At 64.6% G+C, this 24180-nt stretch carries 19 protein-coding genes, 2 tRNA genes and 1 pseudogene; 16 read left to right on the top strand and 6 right to left on the bottom strand.

The window, feature by feature from the left end; genetic code table 11:
- Window positions 1-61: 61 nt before the first annotated feature.
- Window positions 62-403: a type IV pilin protein gene (locus IE158_RS06955; protein ID WP_189642932.1), complete on the bottom strand. Its 342-nt coding sequence runs from the start codon at window positions 401-403 to the stop codon at window positions 62-64.
- A 568-nt stretch (window positions 404-971) separates the two neighbouring features.
- Between IE158_RS06955 and dnaB the strand changes: the two genes are divergently transcribed.
- From dnaB to IE158_RS06940, 3 genes are all read left to right on the top strand, one after another.
- Complete coding sequence (gene dnaB / locus IE158_RS06950; protein WP_189642931.1) at window positions 972-3563, top strand: replicative DNA helicase; 2592 nt, start codon at window positions 972-974, stop codon at window positions 3561-3563.
- A complete protein-coding gene (locus tag IE158_RS06945; RefSeq protein ID WP_189642930.1) occupies window positions 3560-4405 on the top strand; it encodes an NUDIX domain-containing protein in 846 nt (281 codons plus the stop codon). Before dnaB ends, IE158_RS06945 begins: the two co-directional genes overlap by 4 nt.
- A gap of 67 nt (window positions 4406-4472) precedes the next feature.
- Complete coding sequence (locus tag IE158_RS06940) at window positions 4473-4697, top strand: hypothetical protein (RefSeq protein ID WP_189642929.1); 225 nt, start codon at window positions 4473-4475, stop codon at window positions 4695-4697.
- A gap of 44 nt (window positions 4698-4741) precedes the next feature.
- Here IE158_RS06940 and IE158_RS06935 read toward each other — a convergent pair whose 3' ends face one another.
- The 3 genes from IE158_RS06935 to IE158_RS06925 form a co-directional block, all read right to left on the bottom strand.
- The gene (locus IE158_RS06935; protein WP_189642928.1) at window positions 4742-4981 is read right to left on the bottom strand and encodes a hypothetical protein; all 240 of its coding nucleotides are present in this window, start codon (window positions 4979-4981) and stop codon (window positions 4742-4744) included.
- A 109-nt stretch (window positions 4982-5090) separates the two neighbouring features.
- Window positions 5091-5729: a phosphate signaling complex protein PhoU gene (gene phoU, locus IE158_RS06930; RefSeq protein WP_189642927.1), complete on the bottom strand. Its 639-nt coding sequence runs from the start codon at window positions 5727-5729 to the stop codon at window positions 5091-5093.
- Window positions 5730-5919: 190 nt separating this feature from the next.
- On the bottom strand, window positions 5920-8595 hold the full coding sequence (locus IE158_RS06925; RefSeq protein ID WP_189642926.1) for a DEAD/DEAH box helicase: 2676 nt from the start codon (window positions 8593-8595) through the stop codon (window positions 5920-5922).
- Window positions 8596-8706: 111 nt separating this feature from the next.
- Between IE158_RS06925 and IE158_RS06920 the strand changes: the two genes are divergently transcribed.
- The 4 genes from IE158_RS06920 (at window position 8707) to IE158_RS06905 (ending at window position 12980) form a co-directional block, all read left to right on the top strand.
- Window positions 8707-8856: a hypothetical protein gene (locus IE158_RS06920; RefSeq protein ID WP_189642925.1), complete on the top strand. Its 150-nt coding sequence runs from the start codon at window positions 8707-8709 to the stop codon at window positions 8854-8856.
- A 105-nt stretch (window positions 8857-8961) separates the two neighbouring features.
- The gene (locus IE158_RS06915) at window positions 8962-10860 is read left to right on the top strand and encodes a DUF5693 family protein (RefSeq protein ID WP_229838966.1); all 1899 of its coding nucleotides are present in this window, start codon (window positions 8962-8964) and stop codon (window positions 10858-10860) included.
- On the top strand, window positions 10857-11837 hold the full coding sequence (gene csaB / locus IE158_RS06910; protein ID WP_189642924.1) for a polysaccharide pyruvyl transferase CsaB: 981 nt from the start codon (window positions 10857-10859) through the stop codon (window positions 11835-11837). Before IE158_RS06915 ends, csaB begins: the two co-directional genes overlap by 4 nt.
- 3 nt (window positions 11838-11840) lie before the next feature.
- Window positions 11841-12980: a DUF418 domain-containing protein gene (locus tag IE158_RS06905; RefSeq protein WP_229838965.1), complete on the top strand. Its 1140-nt coding sequence runs from the start codon at window positions 11841-11843 to the stop codon at window positions 12978-12980.
- Window positions 12981-12995: 15 nt separating this feature from the next.
- On the opposite strand, the gene IE158_RS06900 is transcribed toward IE158_RS06905, so the two are convergent.
- Entirely contained in the window at window positions 12996-14207 is a 1212-nt protein-coding gene (locus IE158_RS06900) for a sensor histidine kinase (RefSeq protein WP_189642923.1), read from the bottom strand.
- Window positions 14208-14545: 338 nt separating this feature from the next.
- Between IE158_RS06900 and IE158_RS06895 the strand changes: the two genes are divergently transcribed.
- From IE158_RS06895 to ppk1, 9 genes are all read left to right on the top strand, one after another.
- Window positions 14546-14622, top strand: a tRNA-His gene (locus IE158_RS06895).
- Between the two features lie 91 nt (window positions 14623-14713).
- Window positions 14714-14796: transfer RNA gene (locus tag IE158_RS06890), tRNA-Leu, on the top strand.
- A gap of 230 nt (window positions 14797-15026) precedes the next feature.
- Window positions 15027-16382 carry a trigger factor gene (gene tig / locus IE158_RS06885; protein ID WP_189642922.1) on the top strand — a complete coding sequence of 452 codons (1356 nt, stop codon included), beginning with the start codon at window positions 15027-15029 and terminating at the stop codon, window positions 16380-16382.
- 120 nt (window positions 16383-16502) lie between these two features.
- Window positions 16503-17528, top strand: a complete 1026-nt coding sequence (locus IE158_RS06880) for a beta-ketoacyl-ACP synthase III (protein WP_189642921.1) — start codon at window positions 16503-16505, stop codon at window positions 17526-17528.
- Between the two features lie 18 nt (window positions 17529-17546).
- Window positions 17547-18470 (top strand): ACP S-malonyltransferase, encoded by a 924-nt coding sequence (gene fabD, locus IE158_RS06875; protein WP_189642936.1) that lies wholly within the window; start codon window positions 17547-17549, stop codon window positions 18468-18470.
- A complete protein-coding gene (fabG, locus tag IE158_RS06870; RefSeq protein WP_189642920.1) occupies window positions 18467-19216 on the top strand; it encodes a 3-oxoacyl-[acyl-carrier-protein] reductase in 750 nt (249 codons plus the stop codon). Before fabD ends, fabG begins: the two co-directional genes overlap by 4 nt.
- A 113-nt stretch (window positions 19217-19329) precedes the next feature.
- Window positions 19330-19560 carry an acyl carrier protein gene (acpP, locus tag IE158_RS06865; RefSeq protein ID WP_189642919.1) on the top strand — a complete coding sequence of 77 codons (231 nt, stop codon included), beginning with the start codon at window positions 19330-19332 and terminating at the stop codon, window positions 19558-19560.
- 183 nt (window positions 19561-19743) lie between these two features.
- On the top strand, window positions 19744-20982 hold the full coding sequence (fabF, locus tag IE158_RS06860) for a beta-ketoacyl-ACP synthase II (RefSeq protein ID WP_189642918.1): 1239 nt from the start codon (window positions 19744-19746) through the stop codon (window positions 20980-20982).
- Window positions 20983-21233: 251 nt separating this feature from the next.
- Entirely contained in the window at window positions 21234-23552 is a 2319-nt protein-coding gene (ppk1, locus tag IE158_RS06855) for a polyphosphate kinase 1 (protein ID WP_229838964.1), read from the top strand.
- 122 nt (window positions 23553-23674) lie between these two features.
- Here the strand turns inward: ppk1 and IE158_RS06850 are convergent.
- Window positions 23675-24157, bottom strand: a pseudogene (locus tag IE158_RS06850) (nucleotidyltransferase family protein).
- Between the last annotated feature and the right edge of the window lie 23 nt (window positions 24158-24180).

The raw sequence follows: 24180 nt of genomic DNA, 5'->3' as shown, positions 1-24180 counted from the left end.
TGCTCGAAGCCAGCCTGACTCTGGCCTTCCACCGATACAACTTGTCACGTTGATGCAGCCACTACCTAAATTTCTTCGCACCACGGGTGTCGAGAACAACGAAGCTGTAGTCGTTCTGGGTAGCGGTGCCAGCAGTGACAGTAATCTCAGGTGCGGAGCAAGCGCTAGCTGCACCTTCCATGGTCTTGGAGACAGCGGGGGTGGGAGCAGCGTAGGTGCGGTTGTCCACGTAGTGCATGGCCAGAGCGGTCTGGATGCTCTTACCGCAGCTCTGAGCGCCAGCGTCGTAAGCGCGCTTCTGGGCACCCAGCAGGTTGGGGATCAGGACGGCGGCCAGGATGCCGATGATGGCGATAACGATCAGCAGTTCGATCAGGGTGAAACCAGCGGTGTTGTTTTTCATGTTGTTCTCCTTGTGCTTCGGCGCAGCAGATAAAAAATGGTATTTGGGTCTGCCGAACCTACTTAGTGCAGGGCAGTTGCGGGCGGTTGTATTTGGCCGGGGCAATCGCTCCTCTTGGCCTTCCCGTTTCTGCTGACCGGAGAATAGGCCCCGCATTCTCACAGTGATCTTACGTTTGCTCTGTCAGGGCGGATTTGGGGCCTTTGGACTTGTAGAACGCGTGCAGGACACAGGTTTGGCAGTAGCGCGTCTATGAGAACCGCTCAAAACCCTGTCTCAGGGCCCCGCTTTTCTGTCACAACTCTGCCAGTGCGCCGGGCCCAGGCGGGTGCGGTATCATGCCTGCGTTGCCGTGGGGTCTGTACCTCACGAAAAGCTGCTGTGCCGCGCTGCACGGCTTTGGCCGGAGTTTCCCCCGCCCCTGGAAGGCTTCCAGTGTGCCTGCGGGAAGAAGAGACCTGGTGCCCATCTTCTGCCCCCGAAAGGAAGGAATCCTGCCGCCCATGCGAGACCCGCTTATGTGCCTAGTCATCCCCCAGAGCTTTATTCCTCAGACAGAAGGTCCCTCGTGGAAGTAAGTCCGCGCATTGCGCCCCATTCCAATGAGGCCGAAATCAGTGTGCTGGGCAGCGTCCTGCTGGACAATGATGTGCTGAGTGCCCTGGGCGACACCGTCGTGCCGGAGATGTTTTACCGCGAGGGTCACCGCAAGATTTTCCGCGCCATGCAGAAATTGCAGGAGCGCGGCGAGCCGGTGGACCTGGTCACGCTCAGCGAGGACCTGCGGGCAGGTGGCCAGCTGGACGAAGTGGGCGGGCTGAACTACCTGATTGGGCTGTCAGACCAGGTGCCGACGGCGGCCTACGCCGAGCACTACGCCCGCATCGTGAACGAGAAGCACACGCTGCGCCAGCTGATCGGCGCGGCGGGCAAGGTGATGCAGCTGGCCTACGACGGCGCACAGCCGCTCGAAGACCTGCTGGACGGGGCCGAAAAAGCCATCTTCGCGGTGGCCGAGCAAAAGCAAAAAGGCGGCGACTTCGAGGTGATGAGCGATGTGGTGCACAACACCTTCGAGTACATCACTCAGCTGCACCAGAACCGGGGCATGCCCGATGGCGTGGGCTCCGGCTTTAGCGACCTGGACGAAACCATTTCCGGGTTCCAAAAAGGCAGCCTGAACGTGCTGGCCGCTCGGCCTTCGATGGGGAAATGTGTCAGTGCCGATACGCTGATTGACGACCCGCAGACTGGGGAGCGTCTGACTGTCGAGGAGTTTGTGCGGCGCCAGCGGCCTGAGGTGCTGAGCGTCAGTGAAACCGGGCAGCTGCGCCGGGCGCGGGTGGGTGCCTGGATAGACAGTGGAGTCAAACCGGTGGCCCGCGTCACCACTCGGCTGGGCCGTCAGGTCGAGACGACCCTGCACCATCCCTTTCTGGGTGTAGATGGCTGGACCCCTCTGTACGATCTGAAGCCGGGAGACCGGGTGGCAGTGCCACGTCAGGTGCCGGTCTTCGGGCAAGGCACGCTGAGCCGCGAGCGGGTGCGCCTGCTGGCTTACCTGCTGGCTGAGGGTGGCCTGACCCAAAGCAGTCCGCGCTGGACCAATGCCGACCCGGAACTGGTGGCCGACTTCCGGGCCTGCTTGAGTGCTGAATTTCCTGAACTGGAGATGCAGCAAGATGCCCGCACAGGCATAGATTTCCGCCTCAGTCGCCGCTGGCAGCCAGGAGCCGAGAAAAATCGGCCCAACCCACTGACCGAATGGCTGCGTGAGCTGGGCTTGTGGGGCCTGCATGCCGAATACAAGAGCTTTCCGGCCCTTGTCTGGACATTGCCCAGGCCGCAGCTGGCCGAGTTCTTGAAGGTTCTGCTCAGCTGTGATGGCACCATCTATGCCCTGGCAGGCAAAGCCCGGATTGAATTCACGGTGGCAAGTAGGGGGCTGGCGCAGGACGTGCAACATGCGCTGGTGCGCCTGGGTGTGGTGGGCAAGCTATGGCGCAAGACGGAGCGGTCCTGGCGGGTCGAAATCACGGAGCCGCGCAGTGTGGCGCAGTATCAGGCTCTGGTCGGCTGGTTGGGTGAAAAGGCCCGCCGGGCCATCCCTGTCAGTGAGGCAGGCCGCAGTAATGTGGGACACTTGCCCGCCGCCGTCTGGCCCCATGTGCGGCGGAGTGCCGCCGAGCGTGGCCTGGGGCTACGTGCCCTGGCATTGGCTGCTGGCGAACATGCCCCAGCCGGCTACAATCCCCACACTTCACGTGGCCTCCCACAGCGCCGCGCCGCTGCTTACGCCGCCGTGTTGGAAGACCCCCATCTTGCTCTGCTGAGCAGTGACGACCTGTACTGGGACGAGATTGTCAGTATTGAACCTCTGGGCCACAAGCAGGTGTACGACTTGACGGTGCCCGGCGACGCCAACTTCATCGCGGCAGACTTTTGCCTGCACAACACGGCCTTCGCCCTCTCCATCGCCCAAAACATCGGCCTACGCGGCGAGAAGACGGTAGCTATTTTCAGTCTGGAAATGCCCAGCGTGCATCTGGTGCTGCGGATGCTGTGCAGCGAAGCGCGGGTGGACATGAACCGCATCCGCAACGGGCAGCTGGGCGAGCGCGACTTTGAGCGCCTGGCCCACGCCGCCGGACGCCTGGCCGAAGCGCCGATTGTGATTGATGACCAGCCGGACCTGACCCTCAACACGCTGCGCTCCAAGCTCCGCCGCATTGCCGCGCAGCGCGGGCAGCTGGGCATGGTCGTGATTGACTACCTTCAGCTGATGTCGGGTGGGCGCAGTGGTGGGGGGAGCGAGAACCGCCAGCAGGAAATCAGCACCATTTCGCGGGGGCTTAAGGGGCTGGCGCGCGAAATGGACGTGCCGATCATCGTGCTCTCGCAGCTGTCGCGTGCGGTGGAGTCGCGCCCCAACCACCGCCCCATGCTCTCGGACCTGCGTGAATCGGGCGCGATTGAGCAAGACGCCGACATCGTGATGTTCATTTACCGTGACGAGTACTACAACAAGGAAACCGACCAGCAGGGCATTGCCGAAATCATCGTGGGCAAGAACCGCAACGGGCCGGTGGGCACCGTCAAGCTGCAATTCCACAGCGCCCATGTGCGCTTCAATGACCTGGCTTCGGAAGGAGCGATATGAGCGACGAAACTGCTGCGCCAAAATCCCCCCGCACGGGCCGCCGTCGCCGCGCTGGTCGCCGGGGAGGGAGCAGACCCGAACAGGCCGCTGCTCCTGCAAAAGCTGCTCCCGCCAAGACCGCCCCTGCAAAGGCCGCCGAGCCAGGCACGGCTGGCGTACCGACGGCCAGTGGTGAGTCTGCCGCCCGGGTGCCGCGCCGCCGCCGTTCCAGCCGCCGGGGGGGCAAGGCCAAGAAAGTCGGCAACAATGTGCAGTACCCCGGCCAGGTGACCAATGACACCTCGGTGCCGCGCATCGCCGCGCCCAGCCGCCGGGGCAAGCGCAAGCGCCCCCTGGCTGCGCCCCGCATCGGCGTGGGGTGCGTGATTCTGCGCGGCGACCAGATTCTGCTGGTGCGCGAGCGTGGCCGCTGGTCGCTGCCCAAAGGGGGCCTCGAAGCCGGTGAACTGATTCAGGACGGTGCCCGGCGCGAGACCTATGAGGAGACGGGGCTGGTCATTGAGCTGCGCGACCTGGCCTTTGTGGTCGAGTTTCAGGCTGAGTCGTGGGGGCATCACCTTCAGTTCTTCTATACGGGCCGGGAAGTGGGCGGCGAGCTGAGCCCCAAAGACCCGGACCGCGACGTGCAAGAAGCCCGTTTCGTGCCTATCCGAGAACTGCGCGAGTACATCCGCTTCCGGCCCCGGCTGGTGTCGCTGGAAACTTGGCTGCATGAGCGCCGGCCCCGGCACTTTGTGTTCGACCTCGACCAGGAGCCGGCGATGCTGCGCCGCCGTAGGCCCGGCGTGGGCGAGGTGCAGCGCAGCGCCGGAGTAGAGCCAGACGACGTGGACCTGGACTGAGCATGGAGAGTGGCAGGAGGGGTACAGCCCCTTTTCTCTAGACAGCTTCGTATGTTATTTTCGTAATATGAAGCAGAGATATGTAAGAAACGTTCGCAAGAACTGGAAGGAAGACCCTTACCCGGCGAGTGGGCGCAGCTACGAATACGTGTGCCCCGACTGTGGTCGGACGATGGAATTGCATGACCTGCGCGACGGGGACCAAGCCTACTGGTGCCACGGGTGCAGCCAGGGCCACCGCGCCGGACAGCCGCCGCTGGCCGCCCTGCGGCGCGGTGAGGACGTGGCCTGAGCCTCAGCGCGTAGCAATCAGCGCGGCGCATCCGAGTGGTGGCCTTAGCTGCCCCGCTCCGCTTCCAGCGCCGCCACCCGCGCCGACAGCTCGCGGTTTTGGCGGGTGAGGGCCAGCAGCAGCAGCGCGTAGTGGTCGTACAGCTTGGGGCGCTCCATGCGCACCTCGCCCGCCATCCACTCACCCAGCAGCCGCTCAGACTCGCTCAGGATTTCCTGAGTGGGCACGTCGCGCCAGGAGCGGCCCTGCAAGATGGTGTGCGCAAAATTCAGCTCATCGCTCATGGGGTGCAGTCTAGAGCGGTGCCCCTTCCTGATTTGGGGGCACCGCTCTACTCATGACGGCTCTTCTCCTCATGACAGCCCTGGGCTGAGCTAGAAGTGCCGTTCGGTGCTAGAAGCGGTGCTCGCCAGTCACCCAGTAGGGCACGCGCTCGGCGATGTTCTCCATGTGGTCGCCGATGCGCTCAATCGCGCGCCCGATGCGCATCAGTTGCAGGGCGTCGGTCACCTGGCTGGGGTCACTGGTCAGGTGGGTGATCAGGTCTTGCTGCACCTGCTCGTACAGGTCGTCAATCTCGTCGTCCATCCGGACGGTGGCTTCGGCCTGGGCCACGTCGCGGTCTGCCAGGGCGGTGCGCAGGGACTGGCTCATTTCTTCCAGGCGGGCCATCATGCGGCTCAGATAAGGCCGCAGCGACTCGGGAATGACCACGTCCTGGCTGTCCTCCGCCACATGCACCACGTAGTCGCCCATGCGCTCGATGTCGGTCAGGCACTTCAGGATCAGGCCCAGCTGCCGCAGGTCGCGGGCCACCGGCTGGTGCAGGGCAATCACGCGCAGGCAGTCGGCCTCAATCTGGGCTTCCATCTGGTCCACTTCGCGGTCAATCGAGCGCAGTTGCTCCAGCCCCTGCCTATTGCCGCTGAGCAGCACTTCTGCTCCCAGGGCGTACATCCGCTCCACGGTGCCGATCATGTTCAGGGTGGCGTTGAGGCTGTTCTTGAGTTCTTGGTCGAGGACTTCGCGCATCTCTGGGGCTCCTTGGGGACGGGGGCGTGGCTGAGCAACCTGTGGGACGGAAAAGGCTTTGGGGACGCGGCGAGACAGGCCCGGGCCTGCGCCGCGAATCGCCCTGACCGTAGCATGAGGCCACCCTCCCTTTTGTCAGCCCGCTGTCAGCCGCTGCTGGTGGCAAGTTCTGGTCTTCTCGGGCTCTGCGTCAGGGCACCACCTTGAGCCCGGCGTATTTGAGCAGCAGCCGCTTTTGGCCCACGCCGGGGAAATACACCAGTACCTCGCGCTTCTCACCCTGCCCAAAGCCCTGAAGCAGGTGGCCCTCGCCCCATTTGGCATGGTGTAGCCGCAGGGGAGAGGTGGACGCCACTGCCCGCTGAATCTCGCGGCTGGGAATGCTGAGCCGCGCCGAGACTTCTGGCAGCGACAGCCCGCGCAGGTCTAGCAATTCGCGGGCTTGCAGCGGCCAGCCAGCAGGCGGGGCGGGCGGCTGGTCGGGCAGCGGCTGTATGGGCGGCAAGCTGTCTCGCTGCTCTGGGGGCGCGGTGCCTCTGGGTACAGTGACCTGTGCAGTGGGCTGGACATGCAACCCCGGCACCCCGGCCAGCAGGGCACGGGTCGCGGGCTTGCTGGTGGGCCGCCGCTCACCGCTGGGCAGCAGCGGCGCAAAGCAGCGGCTGACCGCAATACATTCATAGCAGCCTTCGGGAGCGGTGCAGCAGTCCTTTTCAGTGAGGTCCAGCGCCCGCTGGAGCAGCTGCGGCAAGCTTTCCAGTGCCCGCCGGGCAATGCCCAGGCCGCCGCGCCAGTCGTCATAAATAAAAAAGGACGTGTCGTGCCCAGTGCGGAACGCTCCCGCCAGGTCGCCTTCGTCGCAGGCCACGGCTTCGGGAATCAGTTTGAGGAGCAGGTGCTTGAGCGTATGCGCGACAGCAGTGGGTTGCTCGGTGGCTCCTGCGTTCACCGCGACTTCCAGCGCCGCCGTCTGAAGCGGTTCCAGCGTGACAGGCTCCTCGTAGAGATGCTCGGAAATTTTCTGGTCCTGCATGCGGTCCTGAATGTGGCCACCACATTTGCGGCAGACCCGCTCGGTGGGTTCGGGCACGCGGTCACAGCCGGTACACACCCGCTCGAACACCGAGCGCAGAATCTGATACCCCCGGTAGATCCGGGTGACCAGCACGTCGCCGCCCCGGTAGGCCACCGGCCCCTGTTTGGTCCACTCGCTCATCCGGCCTGGCAGCGGACGCACCTGCACCTCGTACAGACCGCGTGTCACTTGTCCGCCGCCCACGTAGGGTTGCACCAAGATGGCGGTGCCCTGCGGCGTTTTTTCCCAGCGTGTGACCTTGTAGTCCTGGCCGTCCAGGCTGAATACCGCTTCGGGGTGCTTTTCGGTGAGGGCGTAGTGCTGGCTGGGACTGTCCAGCGGCGCGTGCAGGCTGCGGACGCCTTCTTTGTCCCAGGCGCTTTCTTCGACCACGGCGTGCAGCGCCATGTCGTCGCCCCGCAGCAGCCAGTGGGCTGGAGAGCCCAGCTGTTCGGGTGGTGTCAGGCCTGCCATGCGGAACTCGGCCATTTGCCGCGCCCAGTGCCGGGGGGCCAGGTAAGGATTGGCCGCTTCGACCACGGCCTTTTCGGTGGGGCCGGTCAGCAGTTCGCGGAAGTTGTCCGCGTTGGAATAAAAGGCGTCCACCGGCAGCGGCACCCCGCGTGAGGAGAGCGTGGGCAGGTACAGCACCGCGCCCGGTGCGATGCGCCCGGAGCGCCCCGCCATCTGCCGGAACGCCATGCGTGAGCCGGGGTAGCCGTCCAGAATCACCACTTCCAGATCCCCGATGTCCACGCCCGCTTCGAGCGCATTGGTGGCAAACATCACCCCGCTGCGGGCGCGGCGGAACTCGGTCAGCCGTCCAGAGCGCTCGGCGGCGCCCGACATGTACAGATGCACGTGGTCCTGGAACTGCGGGTCGCGGCGGTAGGTGCCGTACAGCCGCGTCACCCGCGAGCGGCCCCGGAAAAAGGCCAGCACCTTGAGTTCACGGGCCACCGCTGAGCGCACCACCGCGTCCCAGAAGCGCCGGGGCTGACCACGGTGGTCGGCCAGGTAGTAGCGCTTGCCGCGCCGCGCCGCGCCCGACTGCGCTACCTCGACGGCGTCTACGCCCACCAGCTCACGGGCAAACTGCGCCGGGTTGCCGATGGTGGCGGTGCTGAGAATCACCTGCGGAGTTGCTCCTAGGGCCCGGCTGAGCGCCAGCAGCCGCCGCAGCATGCCAGAGACTTCCGACCCGAATCCGCCCCGGTAGCTGTGCGCTTCGTCCAGCACCACAAAGCGCAGATGCCGCAGGAACTCACGCACCCGGGGGTGACCCAGGTTCCAGTGCAGCTTGTCGGGCGTGGCCGTGACCATGCGGACACCTGGCGCAAATGCCGTGCCCGGCTGCGCCCCACCCTGAAACTCGCCAATCGGCCAGCCGCCCGGCTGCCCCGTAAAGCCGCCTTGCTGCGCGAACGCTTCCAGCTTTTCGCGCTGATCCTGTCCCAGGGCCACCAGCGGATAAATCAGCAGTGCGGTGGCCTGCGGGTCCGCTTCCAGCGCCCCAAACAGCGCCGGAAAAAAGGCTCCCGTTTTGCCGCTGGCCGTCGGCGTGGTCACGATGACGTGCCGGCCCTCAGCGAGCAGCCGGTAGGTTTCGGCCTGGTGCGTGTAGGCTGCCGGAAAGCCGAATCCCTGCCGCACGCCCTCGCTCCAGCCCAGCTCGCTTACCGGCACCGTCTGCGCGGGCTGCACCTCTTCTTCGTACAGCAGGCTGGCCCCGCCGCCGAGTGTGTCCCGCACGAACCCTTCCAGGCGGGAAAAGTCGGCGGCGTCGGACATGAGGGGCAGTCTAGAGGTTGAGAGGCAGAAGGTTGATGGAGTGCGCAACATTGGCGCTGAGCAGAGAACTGCTGGGGGTGACTTGAGGCAGGCGCCGTAGATGGCTTCTGGATGTCTCTAGACGTGTCCGAGGATGGCATCCATGCTTTTGTTGATGGAATGATGCCCATCTTGCAGGAGCGCGGTCTGTTGCACACGGATGACGAGGGCGCCACCCTGCGCGGCCACCTGGGCATACCGCGTCACTATGGGCTGGATTAGCGGCTGCGTACCCAGGACTGAAATGCAGCGTGCTGCTGCCCCTACCTGGTGCGCGGCTTATTTCCCTTCGTGTCCGCTTTTCATCTGGCCCGCTACACTGTGACTGTGACCGTTTCACCCCCGCGCCCACGCTCCTCTGCACCGTCAGACCCGTCCACGCCCACCCACTTGCCTGCGCCCACCCGCAGCCGCTGGCAAAAGCCTTTGCTGGGTGTGATTGGGCTGTCGCTGTTGCCGGCGCTGTGGCTGGCCTACGAGCGCGTGAGCTTTGAGCAGGCCCAGCGGACCGTGGCGGTGGTGATGGACTACCCGGCGCTGAAATCGCAGGCCGACCAGTACGGGCGCGACCCGCTGGACCTGCTGGCCGAGTACCGCGCCCAGGGCGTCAACGGCGTGGCCGTGTTCGAAGATGTGCTGGGCAACTGGCAAAACCGGGGAGATGTGTTCGTGAAGTCGGGAGCCGACCTGCTGGAGCAGTATCCCCAAGAAGCCTTTCAGCCGGGCAAGTTCTATCTGGCCGAAGCCCGGCCCGGCGTGCTGGAGCGCCTGGAGGGGCGTTTCTCTATCCAGCCGCGCCCTGTGACGCTGGCTGGACGTGAGTGGCAGGAGTGGAACATCAACCCCACCTATCTGCCGGTGGGCCCGGATACCGCCCTGATTGACACGCTGAAATCGCAGGGCTACACGGTGGTGTACCGCCCCTATGACGACCCAGCTGTCATCAATGTTGCCGCCGACTGGCCGGACGTGCCCTTTGTCGCCTTCAATGGCACCGAGGTGGTCGGTGCCCGCGACCCGGAGCGTCTGGAAGCCGTGAAAGCCGCGATGGGCAGCCGCATTCCGGCCCTGATCGAAGCCACCACCCAAAAGGGCCTGCCGGAGCTGATGGAGGGCCGCAGCGCAGCGCGGATGTTCAGCCTGAACGCCCAGTGGCAAGACACCCTGCTGCCCGAAGAAACGGCGTCCAAATACGCGTTGGCTGCCCGTGAGCGCGGACACCGGCTGCTGTACGTGCGCCCTTACCCCACCATCGCGGAGACGAGCACCCTGCTGACCCGCACGAGTGAGCTGCTGGGGCGGGCAGGCATTCAGACGGCGGTCCCCCAGATTGCGAGCTTTGAGCCGAGCGCCGCCCTGCGCTACGCCAGCATGTTGGGCCCGCTGGCCGCACTGCTGCTGATTGGCCTGAGCTACCCGCTGCCGCGTTTGGGTTTGCTGGTCGCCGGGCTGGCGCTGCTCGGTGCGCTGGGACTCAACCGCTTTGAGCCGTTCGGCGGCATGGCGCTGGTCGCTTCTATCGCTTTTCCGGCGCTGGGTTTCGTGCTGTGGCGCTCGCGCATGGCGCACTGGTTTACGGCCACGGCCCTGAGCCTGGCGGGCGTGCTATTTGTCTCGGCGCTGGGGGCTGGGCCACAGAGCATGCTGGGCCTGGAGCCGTTCCGGGGCGTGGGCCTGACCCTGATTGCCCCGCTGGCACTGGTGCTGGGCAGCTACCTGCCGCGCCAGGACCTGCGCCAGACCGCCCGCGACCTGTACCGCCGCCCTATCAGCACGGGCGACATTGTGGTGATGGGCGTGGCGCTGGCCGCTTTTGCGGTGATGTTCCTGCGGCGGGGCAACACCAGCGCGGTGGGCGTCAGCGACGCCGAAGCCAAGCTGCGCCAGGAAGTGCAGGACTCGATCATTCGTCCTCGCTTCAAGGAAGTGCTGGGGCATCCGCTCGCACTGCTGGGACTGGGTGGCGGCCTGCCAGCGTACTTTCCGGGCCTGCTGCTGCTGGGCGGCGTGATGGGTCAGGCCAGCATCCTCAATACGTTTGCGCACTTCCATACCCCGCTGCTGATTTCGGCCACCCGGATGTTCATCGGGTTGGGCCTGGGTCTGGCGCTGGGCTATGTGCTCACCTACGCGGTGCGCTGGGGCCTGAAGGTCTGGCAGAGCTACGGCGGCGGCCTGTGTGAGCGGGGCGATGGTGAAGTGCAGGTCATGGAGGTGAGGCAGTGAGAGTGCTGGTGAGCGGCTATTACGGCTTCGCCAACGGCGGCGACGAAGCCATTGCCCTGAGCATCGCCCGTGAGCTGAAGGAGCGGGGGCACACGCCCGTGCTGCTCTCGGCTGACCCGGTCCACACGGCGGCGCTGTGCGGCTGCGAGGCGGTCCCGCGTATGCAGCCGCTGACGCTCGCCCGCGAACTGCGCCGCGCCGACCTGCTACTCTCCGGCGGCGGGGGCCTGCTGCAAGACAAAACCAGCGCCCGCAACCTCACCTACTACCTGGGTCTGATTCGGCTGGCCCGGCTGCTGGGCACGCCCGCTGCCGTCTTTAACCAGAGCATCGGGCCGCTGTCGGTGCGCGGCGGCGGGCGGGTGGTGCGCAGCGTGCGTGGTTTGCCGCTGATTGTACGTGACCGGGGCAGCCTGCGAACGCTGGAAACCCTGGGCCTGCAAGGAGAGCTGGGCGGCGATCCGGCGCTGCTGCTGCGGCCTTCGCCGGAGGTGGTGCGTGGCCCAGAGACTGTGGTGATCGCTCCACGCGGCGACGTGGCCGAGTCGCTGCCGCCTCTGCGTGAGCTGGTGCGCACCTTGCAGGCCCAGGGACGGCGCGTGGTGGCCCTGGCGCTGATGCCTGCCCACGACGGCGAAGCGGCCCGCTCACTGGGGGCCGACGCGGTGCTGGAAAGTGCCGATCCGCAGCAGCTGCTGGACACCATCGCGGCCAGCAGCTATGTGGTGGGTGTGCGGCTGCACGCGCTGATTCTGGCTGCCGCTGCTGGGGTGCCGTTCGCGGGCCTCAGCTACGACCCCAAGGTGCAGGGCTTTTGCGCGGACGCCGGGGCACCGGTTCATAGCACCCGTCCGGACGTCGGCCTGCTGCTGGAACAGGTGCAGCAGGGTGTAGGTTTTGATGACAGATGCGTGGCCGAGATGCAGGACCGCGCCCGCCGCAGCTTCGATCTGGCGCTGGCCGCTGGGCGAGGTTAGGCCGTGACCATCCCCTTGCCGCCTGCCCCAGACACGTTGCCGCCCGCTCCAGTGGCTGCTCAGGACCGCGCCCTTCTCCCAGACGCCCTGCGCGGCTTCGCACTGCTGGGCATCGCCCTGATCAATGTGCAAGATTTTTCCGGCTTCCGGGTTTGGGAGCAGCAGGGCCTGGACCGCGCCGTGCAGGTGGTCACTGATGTGCTGTTTAACGGCAAAGCGGTGGCCCTCTTCGCCATGCTGTTTGGCTGGGGCGCGGCGGGCCTGTGGGAGCGGCACGGCCTGGGACTGTACGTGCGCCGTCATCTGCTGCTGTTGGTCATCGGGCTGGCGCATTTCGCGCTGCTGTGGCATGGGGACATCATCGGCGGGTACGCGGTCAGCGCGGTCATTTTTATCCTGCTGCTGCGCCGGCCTACGGGCGCACTGCTGAAGTGGGCCTGGGGGCTGTACCTGCTCAGCGCCCTCAATTACGTGGCGGGCTACAGTCTGTACAAAGTGACACCCGGCTCGCGCATAAGCTTCTCGCCGGACTTTGCGCCCCACCAGAGCTACGCCAGCATCCTGGCCGACCGGATTGCAGAGCTGCCGTCACAGCTGGGCAGTGGGCTGTTTCTGGCCTCCTTTACCATTCCGCTGTTTGCGTTCGGGGCCTGGGCCTACCGCAGCGGCCTGCTCAGCCGCCCTGCAGAGCACCGCCCGCTGTTACGCCGGCTGCTGGCGTGGGGATTTGGCCTGGGCTTGCCGCTAGGCCTGGGGCTGGCCTACCTGAATACCCTGGACACCGAGCAAGCGGGCATGCTGTCGGAGGGCCTGAGGGTGATCAGCGGGCTGCCGGTGGCGTTCGGGTACGTGGGGCTGTTCGGGCTGCTCAGCCTGCGCCCCCGCGTCCCGGCGGCCCTGACCGCCCTGGCCCGCAGTGGCCGACTGGCCCTGACGCACTACATCACGCAGTCGCTGGTGCTGACGCTGATTTTTTATCCCTATACCTTTGGCTTGTACGGTCAAGTCGGCGCGGCGGCAGCAGTGGGCATGGCGTTGCTGCTGGCCTTGGCCCAGATCGCCCTGAGCCGCTGGTACTTGCGACGCTATGGCCGGGGGCCGCTCGAAAGCCTGCTGCGCTGGGCGGTCTATGGGCGGCGCTAGGTAAAGCAGCGCCGTCTAGGGAGCCGCTGGGAGGGCCAGCGAGAAGCAGGCCCCCGCGCCCGCTCCTCCCGAATCAGCCCAGAGGCGTCCGCCCTGGCGCAGCATCAGGCGGCGGACCACAGCCAGGCCCACGCCCTCACCAGCGAATTCGCGGTCCGGGTGCAGCTTGCGGAACACTTCGGTGATGTGTTCGCGGTAGTTGGGGTTAAAGCCAATGCCGTTGTCGCACAGGTGAATGATGATTTCGTTGCCCTGCCGCTCCGCACGGACCTGCAAGCGGGGCTGCGGGGTCTGCGCGGTGGCTTTGAGCGCATTGTCCAGCAGGTGGCCGAGCACAGTTTGCATGGACTGGATATCGCACATCACGCGCGGCAGGTCGTCGCGCTGCACCTCAAGTCTATGGATGGCCCCCGAGCTTTTGAGCGTGGCGTCCAAAACCCGGTCCAGGTCAATGGGAGTGAGGTTCAGCTGTGAGTTGCAGGCCAGCGCCACTTGGTCCAGTGCGCTGATCAGGGTGCTCATCTTGCCCGCCGCTGCCGTGATGGTGCCCACGGCCCGGCGGTCTTGGTCGCTCAGGTCGCTGCGTTCCAGGCGACCTGCGAAGCTCTGAATGTGCCGCAGTGGGCCAGACAGGTCGTGCGCCACCGACTGGGTCAAGCGCTCCATTTCGCCTGCCATGCCCAGCACCTCAGCCGTGCGCTGTTCAATGCGCGTCTCAAGGGTCTGGTTCAGCCGCAGGAGTTCGGCCTGCGCCCGCTTAAGCGCCGTGATATCGGTCAGGGCCATCAGCAGATGGGGCTCGGTGCCCGGCACGCTTTCGGGCCACTCGCTCGCCACCAGCTGCGCCTGGGCCGAGCAGGCTTGGCCGTCGGCCCGCTGCAACTGCAACTCGGTGGTCAGGCTGGGACCGGCTTGGCGGCGGTCCAGCTGGCCCAGCAGGGCTGCCAGGTCGCCGTGATGGCGCGGGTGCAGCCAGTGGGCGAACGATTGCCCCTCAAGCTGCTGACTGGCCAGACCCAGCAGCGCCCCGGCGGCTTGGTTGGCCTGCAAGACTGTGCCTGCGCGGCTCAGCACGACGTAGCCGACGGGCGCACTCTCGAACAGTTGCCGGTAGCTGCCCTGTGCGGCGGCCAGGGCCTGCTCGGCAGGGGTCAGCGTGGGCGCAGGTACAGCGAGGGACGCAGGCGCGTCATTGGCTGCGGCAAAGGGAGGTTCGGTAGAGGGCATAAAGAACTCCTGAGCGGACAGCGCCTGCGGGGGCAATGAGGGGCCAGGCTGGGATAAAAGGGTTGGGATAAAGATAGAAAGCGCGGCTAAAACCAATGGGCTGTTGGAGCAGGAGCCGGCCAAGGCCCTACAGCACTGTGCCTACCCCCCTGTGCCTGCTCCCTGAACTGTTACCAAGCTAACCAAAGTTCCCCAAATATTTGGTGAAGATTCTCTCATTCCTTTGGCCCCCTTCCTTTGGCTGGAGGCGTCTGCACCTGACGGTCCTGTAAACCGCCGCCTTGACAGCGCCCAGGCTTTTCTTTAGGATGGCTGAGCCTGACTGTTTGGCAGTTGTGGTGGGATTAGCTCAGCTGGTTAGAGCGCCTGATTGTGGTTCAGGAGGTCGTGGGTTCAAATCCCATATTCCACCCCAAAACGTAGCCCCGACTTGCTTGGCAGGCGGGGCTGCATTTATTCTGTACTCTGGTTCGCTGTTTGCGGCCCACCGCAGGCAGCATAAGCATGCGAGGATGGCGGAATTGGTAGACGCGCCAGACTTAGGATCTGGTTCTTCGGAGTGAGGGTTCAAGTCCCTTTCCTCGCACCACAGTTCATAAGGCGGCTCTCCTTAGGGGGCCGCTTTTTTGCTGGTTTTCTGTGGTGGGTTGGTGGACCAGGCCCAAGTCGGTGCTGGGCTGAAGCGCAGGCCCAGCGGACATGGGAGGCTTTTGGCCGGCAGCAAGCGTGTATAGTACCCTTTTGAACGACTGGCCCACCTCGCGGAGCCCGCCCAGCGCGGCCTGCGCACAAGTGAAGGTGAGGCCACACGGGAGACGCATGGCAGAGTTAATCAAAAAAGAAGGTCATCAGGTCGAGTTCAAGGTCGAAGTGCCTGCAAACGAAGTGAACGGCGCATTTGACGCTGTGTGGAAGGGCCTGGCCCAACAGGTGCGTGTGCCCGGCTTCCGCCCTGGCAAGGCCCCCCGCCGCGTGATCGAAAAGCGTGTGGGCGAAGGCTACGCCGAAGGCGAAGTGCAAAACCGCCTCGTGAACGCCCACTTCCCCCAGGCCATCCGCGAACTGGAACTGAGCCTGGTAGACGCCCACATCGAGCCGCAGGACGTCAAGAGCGGTCAGCCCTTTACCTTCACTGTCAAGGGTGACCTGTACCCCGAAGTGACCCTGAGCGACTGGAAGGGCCTGAGCCTGAGCGCTGCGGCCCCCGAGATCACGGACGAAGTGGTGGACCGCACCCTGGCCGACATGCAGGAGCGTGCCGCCAGCTTTGAGCAGGTGGAGCGCGCCATTGAGGCCAGCGACCAGGTCACCGTGGAAGAAGAAGGCGAAGAAGGCAGCTACCCCATCTATATGGACATGGCCGGCGAGCACATCCAAAAAGCGCTGCTGGGCAAGAATGTGGGCGACGAAGTAGAAATCAGCGTGCCCGCTGAAGAGGGCGAAGACGACACCCCGGTCAAGGTCAAGGTGCTAGGGATCAAATCCAAGAGCCTGCCCGAGCTGAACGACGAATTCGCTGGCACCATGCAGTTTGAGAACATGGATAAGCTGCGCGCCACCCTGCGTGAGGAACTGGAGCGCCGCGCCCAGAGTGAGGGCGAAGGTGCCCGCCGCGAGGAGTTCCTCAGCGCCCTGATTGAAGGCATGACCGTGGATATTCCCCAGTCGCTGATTCAGCGCCGCCAGGACGAACTGATGAGCGAGATCAAGAATGACCTGGGCCGCCAGGGCGTGCGCTGGAGTGAGTATGAAGGCTTTATGCAGGAGCAGGGCAAGTTGGACGAGTTCATGGGCGAGCTGGGCAAGAACGCCGAGCAGCGCGTCAAGCGTGACCTGGCCCTGGGCAAGCTGGCTGAGGACCTCGGCGTGCAGGTGACCGATCAGGAGTTTGGTCAGAACCTGATGGCGATGGCCCAGATGAATGGCATGTCTCCCCAGGAGCTGCAAAGCCAGATGGGCACGGGCGGCCTGAACGCCTTTTACACCGATATTCTGCGCTCCAAGGCACTGAACCAGGCCCTGGCCCAGCTGAGCGGCGAAGGCCAGAGCGACAGCGCCGAAGCAGACGGTGCCAAGACCGACACTGCCAAAGCGGATGCCAGCAAAGCCGCTGACAGCGAGGGCGGAGCTGCTGAAGCGGACAGCAAGCAGGACGACAAGAGCAGCGAAGAATAAAGTTTCAGCTGCCAGGTGCGCGGAGCTGTGAGGCCCGCGCACCTTTTTTGGTGCTGCGCCCAGTTTGTACCTCATCCCGGATTCATTGAACGGCGGTTCAAAGAATGCTACTTTGCGGCCATGACCTCCACAGAACTGTCGGCTCGTCAGGGCATCGGCATCACGGCGCTGGGCATGTACGTGCCTGAGCGCGTAGTCACGAACGCCTTTTACGAAAGTTATCTGGAGACCAGTGCCGAGTGGATTGAGTCGCGCACCGGAATGCGTGAGCGCCGCTACGCCGCCGAAGATGAGTATGCTTCGCATCTGGGCGTCAAAGCGGTGCGGGACCTGCTGGCGCATGACCCGGACGCGCTTCAGGACGTGGACCTGATTCTGTGCGCGACGGGCACTCCAGATGCTCTGTTTCCCAGCACGGCGGCCCTGATTGGGGAGCAGGTGGGCCTGCGCGGCGTGGCGGCTGCTGATATTTCGGTGGCGTGCTCGGGCTTTGTGTACGGCCTGGCGATGGCCAAAGGCCAGATTGCTGCGGGAATTGCCCGGCGCGTGCTGGTAATCGGCACCGAGGTGCTGTCCAAGCGGGTCGACCAGCAGGAGCGCAACAACGCCATCCTGTTTGCGGACGGTGCGGGCGCAGCAGTGGTGGGGCCGGTGCCCGCAGGCTATGGCCTGGGCGAGTTCGTGATGGGCGCGGACGGAAGCGGTGGGGGCAGCCTGTACATGCCCGGTGCTGCGCCGCAGCTGCCCGACGGCACCCCTATGGGTGAGTACGCCGGGATGAATGGCCGCGAGGTCTTCAAGTTCGCCGTGCGGGTCATTCCCGAAAGCGGCCAGCAGGTGCTTAAAAAGTCTGGTCTGAGCATTGACGATGTCAGCTGGATTGTGCCGCACCAGGCGAACATCCGCATCATTGAGGCGGCGGCGGAGCGGTTTGGTGTGGGGATGGACAAATTCATCGTGAACCTGGACCGCTACGGCAACACCAGCGCGGCTACCGTGCCGCTGGCCGTGGTGGACGCGGTGCGTGATGGCCGCATTCAGGACGGTCAACAGGTGCTGATGGTGGCCTTTGGCGGTGGCCTGAGCTGGGCCGCCTGTACCCTGAAGTGGTGGGCCGGCGCACCCTCGCTGCGGGCGGAGGCCTGAGCCGTGCAGAGCGCTGACCTGCAAGGCAAGAAGATTGCGGCTCTGTTTCCCGGTCAGGGGTCGCACGCGGTGGGCATGGGGGCGGACCTGACCGCTGCCTTTGCAGAAGCCGAAGCTGTCTATGCTCAGGCCGAAGCCACCCTGCCGGGTCTGCGTGGCCTGATGGAGCAGGGGCCGCTGGAAGACCTCACCCTGACCGCCAACCAGCAGCCCGCCCTGGTGGCGGCCAGCGTCGCCGCCTACCGTGCTTGGCAGGCCCGCACTGGCCTGACTCCGACTTTTGCAGCGGGACACAGCCTGGGTGAATACTCCTCCCTGGTCGCGGCGGGAGCGCTGAGCCTCGGAGATGCCCTGCGTCTGACCCGGCAGCGCGGCGAGCTGATGCAGGCCGCTGTACCGGTAGGGCGCGGGGCCATGAGCGCCGTGATGGGCGACCCCGAGCGGGTGCGCGAAGTCTGCGCGTCCATGCAGGGCGTGCAGCCCGCCAACTTTAATGCGCCCACCCAGACTGTGATTTCAGGCGAGGGCGAAGCGGTCATGCAGGCGGGGGCCGACCTCAAAGCCCTGGGGCTCAAGGTGATTCCGCTCAAAGTAAGTGCGCCCTTTCACTGCCCGCTGATGGAGCCTGCCCGCGAGGGGCTGACTCCAGCCCTGCAAGCGGCGCCGTACGGCGAGCTGGCCTTCCCGGTGTACGCCAATGTCACTGCCGCAGCCAATCAGACCCCCGCAGCCTTGCCTGAACTGCTGGCCGAGCAGATCACGGCACCAGTGCGCTGGGTGGAAACCGTGCAGGCGCTGGCGGACGCAGGCGCAGAGGTATTTATTGAATTCGGCCCTGGCCGGGTGCTGACTGGCTTGGTCAAGAAAATCGTGCCCGATGCGGCAGTGCTCAATGTAGGCACGGCTCAGGACATCGCGGCGCTGCTGGAGGAATCACAATGACAGAATCAAAGAAAAAGGTTGCCCTGGTCACCGGCTCCAGCCGTGGCCTGGGCCGGGCAATGGCGCTGAAATTGGCGCAGGACGGCTTTACAGTGGCTGTGCATTACGGACGCGGCCAGGAGCAGGCTGAAGCGGTGGCTGATGAGATTCGCAGCGCGGGTGGGCAGGCGCAGGTGTTCGGCGCAGACCTGTCCGACCCAGCGCAGGCCGCTGAGCTGGTCGAAACGGTGATTAAGGAACTGGGCGGTCTGGATGTCCTGGTCAATAACGCGGGCATTACTCGCGATGGCCTCGCTATTCGCATGAAGGATGAAGACTGGCACGCAGTCATCCAGACCAACCTGAGCAGTGCTTTTAGTGCCAGCCGCGCCGCCATCAAGCACATGATGCGGGCCAGGGCCGGGCGTATCATCAACATTTCGAGCGTGGTGGCTCTGAGCGGCAACCCCGGCCAGGCCAACTACGTTGCCAGCAAGGCGGGCCTGATTGGCCTGACCAAAGCGCTGGCGAAGGAATACGGCGGGCGCGGCATCACAGTGAATGCAGTGGCTCCTGGCTTTATCGAGTCCGACATGACCGCTGACCTGGGGGCCGACCTGCGCGCCGAATACGAGAAGAACATTCCGCTGGGCCGGATGGGGCAGCCGGAAGAAGTCGCCGCGCTGGTGGCTTTCCTCGCCTCAGATGCGGCGGGGTATGTCTCCGGGCAAACCATCGGCGTGGACGGGGGCATGAACCCGCACTGAGGCCCTGCCCGCGCTGGCCTTGCCATTCTCTTAAACCGCGTCCGCACTCGCATGCCGCCCTGGCGGCAATCCGCTACACTAGGCAAGATTCCAGAAAGCAGGAGGTAAACAACATGGCTATTTTTGATGACGTAAAAGAAGTAATCGTAGAGAAACTGGGTGCCGACGCTGATCAGGTAACCCCCGAAGCCCGCTTCGTGGAAGACCTGGGCGCTGACAGCCTGGAAATCGTAGAACTGGTAATGGGCCTGGAAGACAAGTTCGGCCTGAGCATCAGCGATGAAGACGCCGAAGGCATCCGCACCGTTCAGGCGGCTGTGGATTACGTCGAGAAGAACCAGTAAATTTCCCGCTGGGGGCCAAGTGCGCTCCCGGCCCAGCTCCTGATCTTTGCCGCATCTGTGGCCCGCGAGAGACAAAGCACCCCACGCTGGGCCTTTGTCTCTCGTCTGCTTATGTGCTTCGCTGGCCTGCCTCCTGCCCGCATGGCCCGCACTACTCCTCACATTCATCAAGGATGGACAACCATGACTGAACTGAAACGCGTCGTGATGACCGGACTCGGCCCCGTGACCCCTATCGGCACTGGCAGAGACGCTTTTGCCCAGGCCCAGCGCGCTGGCAAAAGCGGCATAGGCCCGATTACCCGCTTTGACCCCAGCGAGATTGCCAGCAAGATTGCTGGCGAAGTGGGGGACGACCTCTCGCCCTGGCTGGACGCCAAGGAAGCCCGCCGCCTGGACCGGGTGGTGCAGTTCGCTCTGGTGGCTGCCGACCTGGCCCTGCAAGACAGCGGCCTGACCCGTGAAGATGTGGCTGGTGAGCGCACCGGGGCCATCGTGGGCAGCGGCATCGGCGGCATGGAAACCTTCGAGGCGCAGGCCCGCGTCAGCTTTGAGCGGGGCGCGGGGCGCATCAGCCCCATGTTCATTCCCATGATGATTGCCAACATGAGCACCGGGCATGTCGCCATGCGCTACGGGGCGACAGGCCCCAGCTCCACGGTGGTTACGGCCTGCGCCACCGGCACTGGCTCAATTGGCGAAGCCGCCCGCTACATTGCTCTGGGGCTGGCAGACCGGATGTTTGCGGGCGGCACCGAGGCCAGCATCGTGCCGCTGGCCATGGGCGGCTTTGCCAACATGAAGGCGCTCAGCACCCGCAACGACGACCCCCAGGCCGCCAGCCGTCCTTTTGACGCCGAGCGTGACGGCTTTGTGATGGGTGAAGGGGCTGGCGTGGTCCTGCTAGAGGAGTACGAAACCGCCAAAAAGCGCGGGGCCCACATCTACGCCGAAATCCTGGGCTTTGGCGTGAGCGCCGACGCGCACCACATCACCATGCCCGCACCTCAGGGCGCAGGTGCGCAGCTGGCCATGCGTATGGCCCTGCGGACGGCGGGTGTCAACCCGGAGCAGGTGGGCTACATCAATGCCCACGGCACCTCCACCCCGGCCAACGACCTGCATGAAACCCAGGGTATCAAGCACGTGTTTGGCGAGCATGCCTACAAGTTGGCGGTCAGCTCCACCAAGTCCATGACCGGCCACCTGCTGGGCGCGGCGGGCGCGGTAGAAGCGATTGCTGTGGCCCAGGCGCTGAGTGACGGTATCCTGCCCCCCACCATCAACCTGACCAACCCCGACCCCCAGTGCGACCTGGACTACATCGCAGAGGGAGCGCGTGAGCAGCAGGTGCAATATGCCCTGAGCAACTCGTTCGCTTTTGGCGGGCAAAACGCCGCGCTGCTGTTTGGCCGGATTTGAGCCACCGGCCACCCGGTTTGGGAAAGCAGATGGTCTAGGGGAGCAAAGAGAGTCGCCTGGCGGCTCTTTTCTGTTGTTGGACCGCTTTGGCAGGCCTTTCGGGGAGGGAGCAGCCCAGTTCGTATACAGACTTTTAGGCGGCTCTTGCCAGCTGACTTTGTGCTGACAGTACAGTGACGCCACCCCGGTCTAATAGAAGTGCTTTTGGCCCCTCACACCTACCTTTTTCCTGTTCTTGCCCTGAGGTACACATGACCAAACCCAAGTCCAGCCCCAGCAAGGCGGCTTCCCGCAAAACACCGCAAACACCGGCCCCCTCCAAGTCCAGCCGCCCTAAGAGTGGTCCCAAGAGTGGTGGTCCCAAGAGTGCCCGTTCTAAAGCGGCCAGCCCCAAGAGTGCCGCCAAGAGTACTGCTTCCAAGCGGAGCCGCCCACAGGCGGCCACGGCGGCTGCGCAGAAGGTGGCCAGCCGAGCCAAGGCTCCGGCTGTGCGTTCTCAGGTGGCGGAAAAGCCCGCTGCTGAGGTTGCTGCGCCGCCACTCCGCGAGACCTTCAGCACGGTCAGCAACCCCGCCAGCAGTTTTCTGAACCGTGAGCTGTCGTGGCTCTCGTTCAACGAGCGCGTGCTGGCCGAAGCCTGCGATGAGCGCAACCCGCTGCTGGAGCGGCTGAAGTTCACGGCCATCTGCGGCAGCAACCTCGACGAGTTCTTTATGGTGCGGGTGGCCGGAATCCATCAGCAGATTGCCGCCGGGGTGCAGACACCCAGCCTGGACGGACTGCTGCCGCGTGAGGTGCTCAAGCTGGTGCGGGACCAGACCCACGACATGATGGAGCGGGTCGAGGCGACCACCCGGCAGATTCTGGGCCAGCTGGAGGCGGGGGGCATCAAAATCTGGCGCATGGACGAGCTGGATGCAGAAGGCCGCCAGGAAGTCCGCCGCCACTACCTAGACCAGATTCAACCGGTCCTGACCCCGCTGGTGGTGGACCCCAGCCACCCTTTTCCCTATATCAGCAACCTCAGCCTGAACCTGGCCGTGCTGCTGGAAGGCAAGAAGAAAAAGTCCCCTGATTTTGCCCGCGTCAAAGTGCCGGTGGGAGTCCTGCCACGCGTCGTGACCATCGGCGGGCGGCTGATGCTGCTGGAAGACGTGATGGCCGCCCACATGGACGAGCTGTTCAAGGGGCGGCGGGTGCAGGCCGTGTACCTGTTCCGCGTGACCCGCAACACCGATTTTGACTTTGACGAAGATGAGGCTGAGGACCTGCTCGCCACGGTGGAAGACGGCCTGCGCCGCCGCCGCTTCGGGGACCCGGTGCGCCTGGAAGTGACCCAGGACATGCCTGCACGGCTGCTGGACTTCTTGCAGGAGCGCATGAGCATTTCGCCGCGTGACGTGTTTCAGCTGCAGGGGCCGCTGGGCACTAGCGATCTGATGGGCCTGCGGGTAGAGCGCCCGGACCTGAGCTTTGAGCCGCACCAGCCGCACCTGCATCCCTACACCCGGCGCGAGGACGAGGACATCTTTGGAGTGCTGCGCCGCCGCGACCTGCTGCTGCACCATCCCTACGATTCGTTTGATCATGTGCTGAACTTTCTGGAAGAGGCCGCCGCTGACCCTGACGTGCTGGCAATCAAGCAGATTCTGTACCGCACCGGCGACGACCCCCGGTTGCTGGGTGCGCTGCGCTCGGCGGCCGAGACCGGCAAGCAGGTGGTGGCCTTTATTGAGCTCAAAGCCCGTTTTGACGAGCAGCGCAACATCTCCTGGGCCAAGCAGCTGGAGCGGGCCGGGGCCCACGTGGTCCACGGCATGGCTGGCCTCAAGACCCACGCCAAGGTCACGCTGGTGGTGCGGCGTGAAGAAGGTGGCCTGCGCCGGTATGTCCACATCGGCACTGGCAACTACAACCCCAAGACGGCGCGGTTGTATACCGACCTCAGCCTGCTAACCTCTGATGGCGAGCTGGGCGCTGACGCCACCGAGTTGTTCAACCACCTGACTGGGTATGCTGAGGCAGAGTACCGTCACTTGCTGGTCGCCCCCCGCTGGGCAAGGGTGGGCATGGTCGAGCGACTGGAGCGCGAAGCCGAAGTGGCCCGCCAGGGCGGCGACGCCTGGTTCGTGGGCAAGTGCAACCAGCTGACCGACCCGGCCATGATCGAGGCGCTGTACCGCGCTTCGCAGGCAGGCGTCCGCATCCGCATGGTGATTCGTGGGGTGTGCTGTTTGCGCCCTGGCGTGCCGGGCCTCAGTGAGAACATCGAGATTCGCAGCCTGCTGGGCCGCTTCTTGGAGCACTCGCGCATCTATGCTTTTGGCAATGGTGGTCAGCCGGAAGTGTATTTCGGCAGCGCCGACTGGATGAGCCGGAACTTGGACCGCCGTGTGGAGGTGCTGGCCCCGGTGCTGGTGCCAGCGCTACGGGAAGAGTTCCTGGACATCATGGACACCGAGCTGAGCGACGAGCGCGGCTCCTGGCGACTGCGCGAAGACGGCGTGTACGAGAAGCTGCCCGGCGAGCGCAGCGCCCAGGCGGAGTTTGCAGCAGGCAATCTGACCTAAGTACATCGAAGTTAATCTTTAGATTAACCGAGCGAAGCGAGTACCCGAAAAAAGTGCGTCGCACCGGGGATGAAGAGGTTCCGGTGTTCTTCCGGAAACTCGAAATGTGAGGTGCGAGGTACTTAGGCCCCACCTTCAGCCAGCCAATCGGGCGCGTGAATGGTCAACCAGGGCCAGCGCGCCCGGTAGTCTTTGGCTTTGGGCAAAAAGAGGTCTGGGGTACGGTTTAAAGGGTTGAGTGTGAGCTGTCCGGCGGCCAGTTCGTCCAGGCCATAAGGGGCATACAGTTCGCCCGCCGCAGTGACGCCGACACAGGTGCAGCCGGCGAGGAACTGCTGCACACCTGCTCTGGCCGTTAGCAAGGGCGGCCGGGTTTGCCCTTACTTCTCCTGGAACCAGAGGTGAACCCTGGCCTGATTTCGCAGTTGAATTTCGGCAGGCAGGTCCCTGAAGAGCTCTTCAGCCTGCCTAATGGCATAGTCTTCGGCTTGATAGCTGGTATCTGCTTCCCAGTAAAACAGGTCATAGTCCCGAATTCTGGCCTCAGGAGGTTCATCGCTCAGCACGTTCCAGACCGTCTGAAAGAGGCTGCCGCCCACCAGCATCACCTGTGACGCCACCGCTTCCA

This window comes from Deinococcus piscis, from assembly GCF_014653275.1.
Taxonomy (GTDB): Bacteria; Deinococcota; Deinococci; order Deinococcales; family Deinococcaceae; genus Deinococcus; species Deinococcus piscis.
The sequence above is the reverse complement of the archived record's forward strand: the minus strand, read 5'-3'. Positions and strand labels throughout refer to the sequence as shown.